The following is a 14,311-nucleotide window of genomic DNA, read 5'->3' as shown; positions in this document are numbered from 1 at the left end:
ATGTCACGGAACGGGCACGTTTCTGGACGCTGTGCGACGATCGACGGAGGCGTTCTACGTTCGACCGGTGAGACACGCTGGTGACGCTTGCCACACGCCGCAGGGACTGATGCCGGGTCAGTGGACGAAATGGACAGGTCGGCCGTGAATCGCTTCCCGAAGCCGGTCGACCGGAGATCGGGCGATCCGGGTGCAGGAAATCAAGCCGGGGCAACGCGACGGACCCACGGCCGCTACCCAGCGTCCGGATCGTGTGATCTTCGGGTTTCGTTGTGTTCAAGAGTTGAACGCTGGCTAGCGTCAGGCGGACGATTTCACCAACAGAGGTGAACGCCTTTATGTGCATTCGATCTAGCGGGTTACCCCTCGGTACCGGCCTCGGGTGGCCTATTCAGGGCAGAGAAGTGCCTTCGAAATGGGTATGTTCTCCGGCGTCAGGGCAACCGCGTACGAGGAGACCGACCCGTGCCGTCCCAGCAGAAGTTTGTTTACTCCTTCACCGAAGGAAACAAGGACCTCAAGGATCTTCTTGGCGGCAAGGGCGCGAACCTGGCCGAGATGACCAACCTGGGCCTCCCCGTCCCCCCGGGATTCACCATCACCACCGAGGCCTGCAAGGTCTTCCTGGAGACCGGCAGCGAGCCCACCTCCCTGCACGAGGAGATCAGCGCCCACCTGGACGCCCTCGAAGCCGAGATGGGCAAGAAGCTCGGCCAGGCCGACAACCCCCTCCTGGTCTCGGTGCGCTCGGGCGCGAAGTTCTCCATGCCCGGCATGATGGACACCGTCCTGAACATCGGCCTCTCCGACGCCTCGGTGACCGGCCTCGTCGCCCAGTCCGGCAACGAGCGCTTCGCCTGGGACTCCTACCGCCGCCTGGTCCAGATGTTCGGCAAGACCGTGCTGGGCGTCGACGGCGAGCTGTTCGAGGAGGCCCTGGACGCGGCCAAGCACGCCAAGGGCACCGTCAACGACCTGGACCTGGACGCTTCCGACCTCCGGGAACTGGTCGAGGTGTTCAAGGGCATCGTCCAGCGCGAGACCGGCCGGGCCTTCCCGCAGGACCCGCGCGAGCAGATGGACCTCGCCATCCACGCGGTGTTCCACTCCTGGAACGGCGACCGCGCCCGGCTGTACCGCCGCCAGGAGCGCATCCCGAACGACCTCGGCACCGCGGTCAACGTCTGCACCATGGTCTTCGGCAACCTCGGCGAGGACTCCGGCACCGGCGTCGCCTTCACCCGCGACCCCTCCACCGGCACCCAGGGCGTCTACGGCGACTACCTGTCCAACGCCCAGGGCGAGGATGTCGTCGCCGGCATCCGCAACACCCTGCCGCTGGCCGAGCTGGAGAAGCTCGACAAGAAGTCGTACGACGAGCTGATGGCGATCATGCAGAAGCTCGAAAACCACTACCGCGACCTCTGCGACATCGAGTTCACCATCGAGCGCGGCAAGCTCTGGATGCTGCAGACCCGCGTCGGCAAGCGCACCGCCGCGGCCGCCTTCCGGATCGCCGTCCAGCTGGTGGACCAGGGCCTGATCGACCTGGACGAGGCCCTGATGCGGGTCACCGGCGGCCAGCTGGCCCAGCTGATGTTCCCGCGCTTCGCCCCGACCGGTGAGTCCAAGCAGATCGCCTGGGGCCTCGCCGCCTCGCCGGGCGCCGCGATCGGCAAGGTCGTCTTCGACTCCTACACCGCCGTCAAGTGGTCCCGCTCCGGCGAGAAGGTCATCCTGGTCCGCCGCGAGACCAACCCGGACGACCTGGACGGCATGATCGCCGCCGAGGGCATCCTCACCTCGCGCGGCGGCAAGACCTCGCACGCCGCCGTCGTCGCCCGCGGCATGGGCAAGACCTGTGTCTGCGGCGCCGAGGAGCTGGAGGTCGACACCAAGGCCCGCAAGTTCACCACCGCCGACGGCCTGGTGATCCACGAGGGCGACGTCGTCTCCATCGACGGCGCCACCGGCAAGGTCTACCTCGGCGAGGTACCGGTCCTGCCGTCCCCCGTGGTCGAGTACTTCGAGGGCACCCTGCACGCCGGCGCCGACGTCCAGGGCGGGCTGGTCCAGGCCGTGCACCGCCTGATGTCGCACGCCGACGGCCGCCGCCGGCTGGCCGTGCGCGCCAACGCCGACAACGCCGAGGACGGCGGGCGCGCCCGCCGCTACGGCGCCCAGGGCATCGGCCTGTGCCGCACCGAGCACATGTTCCTCGGTGAGGAGCGCCGCAAGGAGGTCGAGCACCTGATCCTCGCGGACAACGACAAGGACCGCGAGCTGGCCCTCTCCACCCTGCTGCCGATGCAGAAGGGCGACTTCCTGGAGCTCTTCCAGGCGATGGACGGCCTGCCGGTCACCGTCCGCCTGCTCGACCCGCCGCTGCACGAGTTCCTGCCCGACATCACCGAGCTGTCGGTGCGCGTCGCCCTCGCCGAGGCCCGCAAGGACCCGAACGAGAACGACCTGCGCCTGCTCCAGGCGGTGCACAAGCTGCACGAGCAGAACCCGATGCTCGGCCTGCGCGGCGTCCGCCTCGGCCTGGTCATCCCCGGCCTGTTCGGCATGCAGGTCCGGGCCATCGCCGAGGCCGCCGCCGAGCGCAAGCTGGCCGGCGGGGACCCGCGCCCCGAGGTGATGATCCCGCTGGTCGGCACCGTCCAGGAGCTGGAGCTGGTCCGCGACGAGTGCGAGCGCGTGCTCGCCGAGGTCTCCCAGTCGACCGGCGTCCAGCTGGACATCAAGCTCGGCACCATGATCGAGCTGCCGCGCGCCGCGGTGACCGCCGGACAGATCGCCGAGGCCGCCGAGTTCTTCTCCTTCGGCACCAACGACCTGACCCAGACGGTCTGGGGCTTCTCCCGGGACGACGTGGAGGCCTCGTTCTTCACCGCCTACCTGGAGAAGGGCATCTTCGGGGTCTCCCCGTTCGAGACCATCGACCGCGACGGCGTCGGCTCGCTGGTCAAGCACGCCGTCGAGGCCGGCCGGGCCACCCGCCCCGACCTCAAGCTCGGCGTCTGCGGCGAGCACGGCGGCGACCCGGACTCGGTCCACTTCTTCCACGAGGTGGGGCTGGACTACGTCTCCTGCTCCCCCTTCCGGATCCCGGTGGCGCGCCTGGAGGCAGGCCGCGCCGCCATCGAGTCGGCGGGCAGCGACTCGCGCTGAGGGAGGGAAGGCATCCCCTCCTCACGCGCGGGCACGACTGACCGCTCCCCCTCCCACCGGGAGGGCGTACACCGGAGCTCGGCGCAGGAGAACCGGCGTACGTAACACGGCCGGGCGGGAACGGACAACGGCGTCCGTTCCCGCCCGGCCGTACGTCCGTGTGGCCTCGGCCACGTGCGTGACGCGGCTCCCGCGGCACCGGCGCCTGCCAAGCTGGGGCGCATGACCAGAAGCAAGAGCCCGCTCGTCGTCGTGGCCGTCCTGATCCTGGTGGTCCTCGCCGGAGCCGGCTACCTGCTCGCCGGCAAGGGCGGCGGCAGCCACCCCAAGGCCGCCGCGAGCGCCACGGCGGCCGCCGCCGCGGGCACCTCGACGGGCAGGTCCGCGGCCCCCAAGCCCTCGGCCCCCAGGTCGTCCCCGCCGTCCGGCACCTGGGTCCCCGCCGACCCCGCACTGGCGGACGTCTGCCGCACCAAGCTCCCCAGCCAGGCCCAGGACACCCTCGGCCTGATCGCCAAGGGCGGCCCGTACCCCTACAACCGCGACGGCATCGTCTTCGAGAACCGCGAGAGCCGCCTCCCCCGGAAGTCCGACGGCTACTACCACGAGTACACCGTCGTCACCCCGGGCTCCGACGACCGCGGCACCCGCCGCGTCGTCACCGGCAACGCCGGCGAGCAGTACTGGTCCGCGGACCACTACGCCACCTTCCAGGAGATCGACCCCCGCTGCTGAACGGCCGTCGGCACCCCGTCCCACCTCGCCCGCCGCCACCCCGCATCACCTCGCCCGGCGCCAGGTGATGCGGCCGTGCGGGCCGTGGGGGCCGGTGGTGACCAGGGCGGTCAGTTCGTGGAGCACCGGGGCCGGGTCGCGGCGGAGCTGGGCCGGGGTGGTGCGGACGACCGGGAGGCCGGCGGCGGTGAGCCGGTTGGCGCGGGCCGGGCCGCGCTCGTGGTCGGCCGGGCGCAGGTGCCACGCGCGGGAGTCGATCTCCAGCGCCACGCAGGCGTGCGGCCAGTAGGCGTCCGGGACGGTGAGGAAGCGCCCGTCCAGGAAGAGCACCGGATTCCACAGCGGTTCGGGCAGGCCCGCGTGCGCGAGCAGTTCGCGGGCCTCGCCCTCGACCACCGAGCGCACCCCGGTGGTCAGGTCCTCCACCACGCGGGCCACGTGCGGCAGCCCGAGCGCGCCCGACCGGGTGAGCAACTGGTCGAGCAGCTCGCCGAGTTCACAGTGCCGCCGCTGGACGGCCTCGGCGCACAGCGCCCGGAACCGGCGCTGCCCGGTCTCGCCCGGCGCGAGGTCCGCCAGGGCCCGCGCGACGGTGGTGCTCCACAGTCCGTCGTCCCGCTCGAAGCCGCCCGGCATCACCCCGGAGGCGCGGTGGATCCTAACGAACTCCCGGTCACAGACGCGGCGTTGACGGGGGATCAGGACATCGACCGCGGCGAGGTCGGCCGGGTGGCCGGCGCTCGGCAGCCCGGCGTCGGCCAGCACCGCGAAGCCGGTCAGCAGCACCTCGCCGACCCGCGGATCGCGCCCCTTCGGGGTCGCGTAGGCCAGGGCGGCCCGGAGCTTCTGATGGACCGTCAATCTTCCGCTCTGCAGGCAGATCACCCGGGGCAGCACCTGCTGCCAGGGCCCGCCCGGCCGCAGTCGGTGGGCGATGGTGCCGGAGGGCACCCCGAGTCGGCGCAGCTGCGCCCGGGTGGCGATGTGCTGCTGGTCGGCGCCGAGCAGGGCGACCGGGTGGAGCGGGTTCGTGCGGGTCATGCCAGGGTGCTGCCCGCCCGGGTCGGAGGTATGCGAAACATCCCCCGTCGGTGGCGTCCCGGCAAACGTGTTGACGAAGCGGCGGCCGAGCGGCTGAGCTGGTCCCATATGACGACCCCACACACGGGCCCCGCGTTCGACGCGCTCGTCGGCCTCTCCGTCGGTGACGCCCTCGGCGCCCAGTTCTTCGTTCCCGGCACCGCCCGCGCCCACCTCGTCGCCCGCACCGCCCCGCCCGGCCCCTGGCCGTGGACCGACGACACCGAGATGGCCTGCTCGGTGTACGCCGCCCACTCCGAGCGCGGCACGATCGACACCTTCGACCTCACCCACGCCTTCGCCCGCCGCCACGACTTCGACCGCGGCTACGGCCCGGCCGCCAACCGGATGCTCCGGCTGGTCCGGGAGGGCGGCGACGCCCGGCGGCTGGCCGCCGAACTCTTCGACGGCCAGGGCTCGTACGGCAACGGCGCCGCGATGCGGGTCGCCCCGCTCGGCGCCGCGTACGCCGACGACCTCGACGAGGCAGCGCGGCAGGCCGCGCGCACGGCGGTGGTCACGCACACCCACCCGCAGGCCGTGGACGGGACCGTCGCGGTCGCGGTCGCGGCGGCGCTGGCGGTCCGGGCCAGGACCGGGGGCACGACGCCGGAGTCCTTCCTGGGAGCCGTCGCCCACCGCACCCCGCCGGGCGCCGTGCGCGACGGTCTGATCGAGGCGACCGCGCTGCTCGCCGAACCGGACCACCGGGTCGCCGCGAAGGTGCTCGGCAACGGCAGCCGGACCTCCGCCGCCGACACCGTCCCGTACGCCCTGTGGTGCGCCGCCCGGCGGTTGGCCGACTATCCGGCCGCCGTGTGGGAGGCGATCGCGGCCGGCGGCGACATGGACACCGTGGCCGCGATCACCGGCGGGGTGGTCGCCGCGCACACCGGCACGGCGGGCATCCCCGCCTCCTGGCCGGCCGCCCGCGAACCGCTGCCGGCCTGGGCGTTCCCGGAGCCGGGCAGCGTCCACCCCGGCGACGGCGCTCGTCTGCGGCTCCCGAGGCCGCACCCCGTCCCGGACGTGCTCTGGACGGACGAGCAGTGGCAGCGCATCCGGTCCGACGCGCCGCGGAGCGCGCCGCGCACCCGCTGGTGGGTCCGCACCCGGGAGGGCGTGGTCAGCGTGCACCACCGCCGGGGCCATCCGGTGTGGGAGGTGACGGTCGCGCCCGTCCGGGGCGGCTGGCGCCCGGTCTCGGCCCTGGTCGAGGCCTTCCCGGGCGGCTACGCGCTGGGCCCGACCGGTGGGAACCCCGCCGATCTCGCCCTCGTCCTGCAGTCCGCGGCCGCCCGGGACCCGCTCAGGCCGTGATCATCAGGTGCCCGGCGCCGCTGCCGCCGTGTCTAAGGCACTCCTGGTTGATCTCCGGATCCGGGGCGCTCGGCGAGGTGGCGGCGGCGATCCGCAGCTCGATGATGTCCCGGACGGCCGGCCACTCGGCGTCGAGGATCGAGTAGAACGCGGTGGACCGCACCACCCCGTCCAGCCCGCGGGAGTGGGCCCGGCGCACGCCCTCCGAGGTCGCGCCGAGCCGCTCGATCGCGGCGCGCGAGCGCTGGTTGCGGGCGTCCGCGCGCAGCGAGATCCGCTGCACGCCCCACGTCTCGAAGGCGTGGCGCAGCATCAGCAGCTTGGCCTCGGTGTTGATGCCGGTGCCCTGGGCGCGCGGCGAGAGCCAGGTGTTGCCGATCTCGGCGGCGTCCGGCACGGCCGTGGCCGGATCGCCGAACGGCACGCCGGGCACCGGCGGCCACACCATCGGGCCCTGCCAGTAGTCCAGTTCCAGGAACCGGGTGGAGCCCACCACCCGGCCGTCGGCGACGTTCACCGTCGCGAACGGCAGCGACCGTCCTGCGGCCTGGTCGGCGAGGGCACGCGCGATGTAGTCGCGGGCCGCTTCCAGGCCGTGCGGGACGGGGGTGAAGGCGTAGGTCGTACGGTCCTCGGCGCCGGCCTCGGCGATGGCCTCGGCGTGGTGCGCGGCGAGAGGCTCCAGCCGCACGGTGCGGCCGGTGAGGATGACAGGTACGGGCACGGAACCTTCGGTCCTTCATCGGTCGGAGGGTGCCTCCCGGGCCGGGGTGCGGCACGGGGTGCGGTGGACGTTTCGCCCCGGCCCGTGACCGTCCGCCGGGTAGCCGTGCACGCCGGAGGATCCGGTCGGGCGGGGCGGGGGCGGCGGCCCGGAACGGGCGGCGCGGGGTGCCGGAACGGACACGGGTCCTCGGACCGGTCCGGCGGGAAGAGCGAGGGGACAGTGTGCGTCCGCGAAATGGCCGAGAAGGAAACGAGAGCGCGAAGGGAAGCAGGCGGCCAGGTGAAGGCAAGATGCGTCGTGGGTGGCTGGCCGAGCACCGGACCGGGACGTGGCCGACGGCGTTACGGACGACGTGACGACGACGCGACGATGCGAGGCAGCGAGAGGACGATACCCGCCAGAAGGCGGTGCGTCACTTCGCGGCGCGCGAATGGCCGCGCGGGCCGCTCCGGCGCGCCCCGGAACGGGCCCCCGCACGCCCGTGACCAGGGATTCTTCCCCCGGGTGCGATCATGGTCCGGAGCGGTCGGCCGCGGCCCCGGAGGAGTCCTCCGGCGTGGCGGGAATTCCGGCGGCGCCCGGCACGCTGGAGAGGACGAGAAGCCGGTCGGACGACGAGCAGAGAACGGGGTTGGGTGCGCGGTGCGTGACTTCCAGGCGCTGTACGAGCTGGATCAGCAGGGCGTGGCCGCGGTGGCCGCGGCCACCGCGCAGTTGCGCGACACCGGCGCCGGTCTGGTGCTGCTCCAGCACTTCGAGGGCTTCATGGACGCCGGCGAGGCCGGCGGCCAGGTGGTGGCCCACCTGCTGGAGACGGGATCGCCGCAGGTGGTGGCCCGTTTCGACCACGACCGGCTGGTCGACTACCGGGCCCGCCGCCCGGCGATGGTCTTCGACCGCGACCACTGGACGTCCTACGACCCGCCGGAGATCCTGCTCCAGCTCGTCCACGACGCGGCGGGCGCGCCGTTCCTGCTGCTCACCGGCCCCGAGCCGGACGTCGAGTGGGAGCGCTTCGCGGGCGCCGTCCGCGAGTTGGTGGAGCGCTTCGAGGTGCGCCTCTCGATCGACTTCCACGGCATCCCGATGGGCGTGCCGCACACCCGCCCGGTCGGCCTGACGCCGCACGGCAACCGGCTCGACCTCGCGCCCGGGTACCCGCAATGGTTCGAGCAGGCCCAGGTGCCGGGCAGTGCGCAGGCGCTGCTGGAGTACCGCCTGGCGGAGGCCGGGCACGACGTCCTGGGCTTCGCCGTGCACGTCCCGCACTACGTGGCCCGCTCGGCCTACCCGGCGGCGGCCGTACTGGTCCTGGAGGCGGTGCAGTCCGCCACCGGGCTGGTGCTGCCCGGCACCCGGCTGCGCGAGCGGGTCGGCGAGGTCTACGCCGACATCGAGGAGCAGCTGACGCAGGGGGACGGCGAGTTGCGCTCGGCGATCCGCGGCATGGAGGGCCAGTACGACGCGGTGGCCGGCGCCGAGGGCCGGGAGAGCCTGCTGGCCGAGCCGACGGACCTGCCGTCGGCGGACGAACTGGGGCGGCGCTTCGAGCAGTTCCTGGCCGAGCACGAGCGCGGCGCGGAGTAGCCGCACCCCGACGACGCGCACCGCAGCAGACGCGCACCGCGGCAGCGGGGCAGGCGCGGGCGTCCCCGTCGGGGACGCGGGTTCCCCTTGGAAGGATTTCGCGGAGGCGGGAGTCATCCTCGGCGGTCGTACGTTGGAGCCTGAGGTGCCCGGGGGACGGGCTGCCATGAGGAGCCGACCGTGACTCGTCGTACCCCCGGGGGGATGCCATGCCCAGGACCACACGCCCGACCGTCGCCGTGACGGCCGGGCTGACCGCGCTGCTGCTGGCCGGGTGCACCGGCGGCAGCGGTGCGGACAGCGGGGGGAAGGGCTTCGCGGGCGCCGTGCCCGCTCGCGCGCAGGCCGGCGCGACCCCGTCCGCCACACCCACCCCGCCGCCCGGCGGCCCGTACGTCGCCCTCGGTGACTCGTACACCGCCGGCATGCAGATCCCGCCGCAGACCGGCGAGCCGAGCGGCTGTTTCCGCTCCGCGGTCGACTACCCGTCGCTGGTGGCCAAGGGCCTCGGTGTGGCGTCCGGGCAGTTCCGGGACGTCAGTTGCAGCGGCGCCACCACCGAGGACCTGACCGGACCGCAGACCACGGGCAACGGCCGCAACCCGGCCCAGCTGGACGCGCTGGACGCGGACACCCGGCTGGTCACCCTCGGGATCGGCGGCAACGACGCCGGTTTCATGGAGGTCGTGCTCGAATGCGCCAAGGACAACCTGGTGGACGCGGTGAAGGGCGTGATCAAGCAGACGCACGCCTCCTCGCCGTGCCGTGACCACTACTCCTCCGCCGACGGCACCGACGAGGTCCAGCGCAAGGTGGACACCGCGGGCGACCGGCTCGGCCGGGCCCTCCAGGACATCAAGCGGCGCTCCCCGCAGGCCCGGGTGTACGTGATCGGGTACCCGACGCTGCTGCCGGCCGACCCGTCGAGCTGCCTGCCGGTGCTCGGCAGGACGGTGGCCCTCCCCGACCTGGGCTTCCTGGTGGAGAAGGAGAAACAGCTCAACGGGATGCTCAAGAAGCACGCGGAGGAGGCCGGCGCGGTGTTCGTGGACACGGCCGGGCCCTCGGTGGGGCACGACATGTGCGCGGGGGAGGGCGAGCGGTGGATCGAGCCGCCGTTCCCGGCCCGCGGTCTGGCGCCGATCCACCCCAACGCCAGGGGGCAGGAGGCGGTGGCCGGCGTCGTCCTGAAGGCCGTCCGGGGCTGAACCGCCACCGCAGCCGGACCGCCGCCCGCGGCTGAGCCGCCGCCCGGGGGCTACCGCTCCCCGGGTGCGGCCCCGGTCGTGGTGAAGACCTCCCACAGCGAGCCGGCGCTGAGGTACAGCCCCAGGAGCGCGAGCGGCAGGGCGATCAGGAGCAGCCCCGCGCCGGCTCCGAGGACCCGCGGACCCAGCCGGTCGCGCCGCCGGACCAGCCGCGGGTCGTCGGGGTCGTAGCTGATCTGCACGGTGTCCGAGAGGACGTACTCCTCCTTGTCCTCCTCGGTGTGGGTGCGCGTGCGGCCCGTCGCGTCCACGAACTCGTACTTGGCGTAGTGGAGCGTGCTCTCGCCGGAGTCGTCGGTCTCGTGGCCGACGACCCGGGCCACCACGGTGATGCCCCGCCTCAGCAGCACCCAGCCCCTGAGGGTGCGGAGCATCGTGTCCCAGGCGCCGTAGGCCGCCCCGATCGCCAGCGGGCTGAGCAGCCACCGGAGGGCCGCACCCGTCCGGTGCCCGGAGGCGCCGAACGGGATCGCGAGGAGGCCGCAGAGGTAGGTGCAGCCGAGGAGGCCCGGCCAGGAGAACAGGAGGAGCCGCAGCCGCCCGGCCGGCGCACGCTCCTCGTGCTCCGTCGTCACCAGGGCCGCGCCGTCCACCGGCCGTGCGGCCCGGTCCGCGACCGGCAGCGCGTCGGACAGGACCCGGGTGAACGCCTCGGCCGCGCGCCGGTTGCGGTGGCCTATCGCGAAGACCGTGGCGGGTGCGGTCGCGGAGTGCAGCACCACCTCCACCACGCCCGGCCGGGACTCGACGCGTTCGACGGCCTCGACGGGGATCCGGTGGGTCGTCCCACCCTGCTCGACGACCACGTGCCGCCGTTCCAGCCGGGCTTGGACGCGGGGGCCGCGCAGGACCAGTTCGGGCATCCGCGCCGGACGCGGGCCCGCCGGTGACGATGAGTCGGACATGCCCGCAGCGTAATGGCGCGCAGGGGCGTGGGGGCAAGGGTTCACGCTCCCGTCCACGCCCCTTCGTGCGCGGCACATCCCGGGTGTCGGGGGTGCGGCGTACCGTGAGGGGCATATGGATGACACCGCGCACCGCCTCGCCGACCCGATCCCGTACGACCACAACGCCGAGGCCCGCTGGGTCCCCGAACCCGACAAGCGCCCGGGCCGGACGGCGTTCCAGCGCGACCGCGCCCGGGTGCTGCACTCCGCGGCGCTGCGCCGGCTGGCCGGCACCACCCAGGTGGTCGCCCCGATGCGCAGCGACTTCCCGCGGACCAGGCTCACCCACTCCCTCGAATGCGCCCAGGTGGGGCGGGAGTTGGGCGCGGCCCTGGGCTGCGACCCGGACCTGGTGGAGGCCGGCTGCCTGGCCCACGACATCGGCCACCCGCCTTTCGGCCACACCGGTGAGGAGGCCCTCGACCAGGCCGCCGAGCAGTGCGGGGGCTTCGAGGGCAACGCCCAGTCGCTGCGCATCCTGACCAGGCTCGAACCCAAGCGCTTCGCCCCCAAGGAGGAGCCGTCGACCCGGCTCGCCCCCTGGCCCGGCCGCAGCGTCGGCCTCAACCTGACCCGCGCCGCGCTCGACGCCGCCACCAAGTACCCGTGGACCAAGGGCGCCCACCCCGTCGACCCGGCCTCGCCCAAGTACGGCGTCTACGCCGACGACCTGCCGGTCTTCCGCTGGCTGCGGGCCGGCTCCCCGGCCGGGCGCAAGTGCTTCGAGGCCACGGTGATGGACTGGTCCGACGACGTGGCCTACTCCACCCACGACGTCGAGGACGGCCTCCAGGCCGGCCACATCGACCCGGCCGCGCTGCGCGCCCCGAGCGAGCGCACCGAGGTCTTCGAGGTCGCCCGGCGCTACGCTTCCGACGCCGAGCCGGAGGAGCTGGCCGCCGCCCTGGACCGGCTGCTCGCCCAGGAGTGGTGGCCCCGCTCGTACGACGGCACCGCGCGCGACCGGGCCGGGCTGAAGGACCTCACCAGCCAGCTGATCGGCCGCTTCTGCCTGGCCGCCGAGCAGGCCACCCGCGCCCGCTACGGCCCCGGGCGGCTCACCCGCTACGCCGCCGAGCTGGTGGTGCCGCGGGACGTCCGGCTGGAGTGCGCGGTGCTCAAGGCGCTCGCCGTCCGCTTCGTCATGCAGCGCGACGAGCAGGCCCAGCTGCGGGCCCGCCAGCGGGTCGTGATCGCCGAGCTGGCGGACGTCCTCACCCGGCGCGCCCCCGAGGGCCTGGACCCGGTGTTCGCCGCGATGTACCGCGAGGCCGAGGACGACCGGGCCGCCCTGCGCACGGTCATCGACCAGATCGCGACCCTGACCGACGCCTCGGCGCTGGCCCTGCACGCCAAGCTCGTGGGCGCCGCCGGGGCGTGACGCCGCGGCCCGCGGGCCCGGCTCCGGCCCCTGCTCGAAACCCCGGCCACCCCAGTAGACTTCCGGGGTGGCCGGGCGGATCAGGGACGAAGACGTACAGGCGGTGCGCAGCGCACTGCCGATCGACGCGGTGGTCGGCGACTACGTACAGCTGACCAACGGTGGCGGCGGGGAGTACAAGGGCGTCTGCCCCTTCCACGACGAGAAGTCCGCCTCCTTCTACGTGAACCCCGCCAAGGGCGTCTTCCACTGCTTCGGCTGCCAGGAGAACGGCGACACCATCGCCTTCCTGATGAAGATCGAGCACTTCACCTTCGCCGAGGCCGTCGAGCGGATGGCCGCCCAGGCGGGCATCACGCTGCGCTACGAGGAGGGCGGCTACAGCCCGCGCCACCAGCAGGGCGAGCGCACCCGCCTGGTCGAGGCGCACAAGGTGGCCGCCGCCTACTACCGGGAGCAGCTGGCCTCGCCGGAGGCGGAGATCGGCCGCCGCTTCCTGGCCGAGCGCGGCTTCGACGAGGAGGCGGCCAAGGCCTTCGGCGTCGGCTACGCGCCGGCCGGCTGGGAGCACCTGGTCCGCTACCTGCGCGGCAAGGGCTTCACCGACAAGGAGATCCTGCTCGGCGGCCTGGCCTCGCAGGGCCAGCGCGGCGGCCTGATCGACCGCTTCCGGGGCCGGCTGGTGTGGCCGATCCGGGACATCGCCGGCGAGGTGGTCGGCTTCGGCGCACGCCGACTGCGCGAGGACGACAACGGCCCGAAGTACCTGAACACCCCCGAGACGCCGATCTACAAGAAGTCCCACGTGCTGTACGGCATCGACCTGGCGAAGAAGGAGATCGCCAAGTCGGGCCGGGCGGTGGTGGTCGAGGGCTACACCGACGTGATGGCCTGCCACCTGGCGGGGGTGACCTCGGCGGTGGCCACCTGCGGCACCGCGTTCGCCGAGGACCACATCAAGATCATCCGCCGGCTGCTGATGGACACCTCCCAGTACCGGGGCGAGACGGTCTTCACCTTCGACGGCGACGCCGCGGGCCAGAAGGCCGCGCTGCGGGCCTTCGAGGACGACCAGAAGTTCGCCGCAAAGACCTCCATCGCGGTCAGCCCGGGGGGCATGGACCCGTGCGAGCTGCGCCTGGCCCAGGGCGACGAGGCGGTCAAGCAGCTGATCGACAACCCGGTCCCGCTGTTCGAGTTCGCGCTGACCTCGGTGGTGGCCCGGCACCGGGTGGACACCCCGGAGGGGCGCTCGGCGGCGCTGGAGGAGGCGGCCCCGATCGTCGCCAAGATCAAGGACCGCTCGATCCAGCACGAGTACGCCGTCCGGCTGGCCGGCATGCTGGGCATCCTGGACGAGCCCTTCGTGGTGCGCCGGGTCTCCCAGCTGGCCCGCTGGGACCGCGAGCGCCAGCAGAACCCGCGCGGTGCCGCGCAGCGCCGCCCCGAGCCGGTGCAGCCGCCGCGCCCCGCGCAGGCCGCCTTCCGGCTCAACCCGCGCGACCCGGCCCAGTTCGTCGAGCGCGAGCTGCTGAAGCTGGCCCTGCAGCACCCGGACCTGGTCAGCCCGGCCTTCGACCACTACGGCGAGGACGAGTTCCCGACCCCGCCGTACACCGCCGTCCGGCAGGCCATCGCCAAGGCGGGCGGCGCCGCGTACGGTGCGACCCTGCCGGACTTCACCAGCGCGGTGCGCGAGGCCTCCCCGGACGACCGGGTGCGCTCGCTGGTCACCGAGCTGACCGTCGAGCCGGTGCGCTCGCGCCGCAAGGCGGACGCGGTCTACGCGGGGGAGTTCCTGGTCAAGCTGCGCCGGCTGGCCGTCGACCGCCGGATCGACGAGGTCCGCGGCTACCTCCAGCGGCTCGGCCACCGGGCCGACGCCGAGCAGCTGCACGCGGTGCAGACCGAGCTGTGGCAGCTCCAGCAGTACGGGCAGGCGCTGCGCAGCCGGGGTGCCGCGGCGCTGTAGGACGGTTGCGCAGAAAGTCGGCGCACGAGTCTCGGCCACGGAGTGTGGCGTACCGCACACTGGAGGGCGTCCCACCTCCGTACAGCGCGGGTCCGCCAGAGTCGCGCCCGCCCCGAGGGG

Annotated in this window: 10 protein-coding genes; 7 read left to right on the top strand and 3 right to left on the bottom strand. The window is 73.5% G+C overall.

Going from position 1 to position 14,311, the window contains the following annotated elements:
* The first annotated feature begins 465 nt into the window (after positions 1-465).
* Positions 466-3,174 (top strand): pyruvate, phosphate dikinase, encoded by a 2,709-nt coding sequence (gene ppdK, locus ACZ7KX_RS24295; protein ID WP_470328294.1) that lies wholly within the window; start codon positions 466-468, stop codon positions 3,172-3,174.
* Positions 3,175-3,396: 222 nt separating this feature from the next.
* Complete coding sequence (locus ACZ7KX_RS24290) at positions 3,397-3,909, top strand: ribonuclease (protein WP_470328293.1); 513 nt, start codon at positions 3,397-3,399, stop codon at positions 3,907-3,909.
* A gap of 45 nt (positions 3,910-3,954) precedes the next feature.
* On the opposite strand, the gene ACZ7KX_RS24285 is transcribed toward ACZ7KX_RS24290, so the two are convergent.
* Positions 3,955-4,950, bottom strand: coding sequence for a hypothetical protein (locus ACZ7KX_RS24285; RefSeq protein WP_470328292.1), 996 nt, complete (start codon positions 4,948-4,950; stop codon positions 3,955-3,957).
* A 108-nt stretch (positions 4,951-5,058) separates the two neighbouring features.
* Here ACZ7KX_RS24285 and ACZ7KX_RS24280 point away from each other — a divergent pair, with 108 nt between their 5' ends.
* The gene (locus ACZ7KX_RS24280; RefSeq protein ID WP_470328291.1) at positions 5,059-6,309 is read left to right on the top strand and encodes an ADP-ribosylglycohydrolase family protein; all 1,251 of its coding nucleotides are present in this window, start codon (positions 5,059-5,061) and stop codon (positions 6,307-6,309) included.
* Here the strand turns inward: ACZ7KX_RS24280 and ACZ7KX_RS24275 are convergent.
* Entirely contained in the window at positions 6,299-7,033 is a 735-nt protein-coding gene (locus ACZ7KX_RS24275; protein WP_470328290.1) for a GNAT family N-acetyltransferase, read from the bottom strand. The genes ACZ7KX_RS24280 and ACZ7KX_RS24275 overlap by 11 nt on opposite strands.
* 645 nt (positions 7,034-7,678) lie before the next feature.
* Here ACZ7KX_RS24275 and ACZ7KX_RS24270 point away from each other — a divergent pair.
* A complete protein-coding gene (locus ACZ7KX_RS24270) occupies positions 7,679-8,623 on the top strand; it encodes a PAC2 family protein (RefSeq protein ID WP_350523946.1) in 945 nt (314 codons plus the stop codon).
* 209 nt (positions 8,624-8,832) lie between these two features.
* Positions 8,833-9,831, top strand: a complete 999-nt coding sequence (locus tag ACZ7KX_RS24265) for an SGNH/GDSL hydrolase family protein (protein ID WP_470328289.1) — start codon at positions 8,833-8,835, stop codon at positions 9,829-9,831.
* A gap of 50 nt (positions 9,832-9,881) precedes the next feature.
* Here the strand turns inward: ACZ7KX_RS24265 and ACZ7KX_RS24260 are convergent, their stop codons facing one another.
* Complete coding sequence (locus tag ACZ7KX_RS24260) at positions 9,882-10,796, bottom strand: DUF3592 domain-containing protein (protein ID WP_470328288.1); 915 nt, start codon at positions 10,794-10,796, stop codon at positions 9,882-9,884.
* 115 nt (positions 10,797-10,911) lie between these two features.
* Here ACZ7KX_RS24260 and ACZ7KX_RS24255 point away from each other — a divergent pair, with 115 nt between their 5' ends.
* Positions 10,912-12,219, top strand: coding sequence for a deoxyguanosinetriphosphate triphosphohydrolase (locus tag ACZ7KX_RS24255; RefSeq protein WP_350523948.1), 1,308 nt, complete (start codon positions 10,912-10,914; stop codon positions 12,217-12,219).
* Positions 12,220-12,286: 67 nt separating this feature from the next.
* Complete coding sequence (gene dnaG, locus ACZ7KX_RS24250) at positions 12,287-14,191, top strand: DNA primase (RefSeq protein ID WP_470328287.1); 1,905 nt, start codon at positions 12,287-12,289, stop codon at positions 14,189-14,191.
* Positions 14,192-14,311 lie beyond the last annotated feature (120 nt).

Source organism: Kitasatospora sp. NPDC038210 (assembly GCF_055600605.1).
Note: the sequence above shows the minus strand (reverse complement) of the source record. Positions and strands in the feature narration are given on the sequence as shown.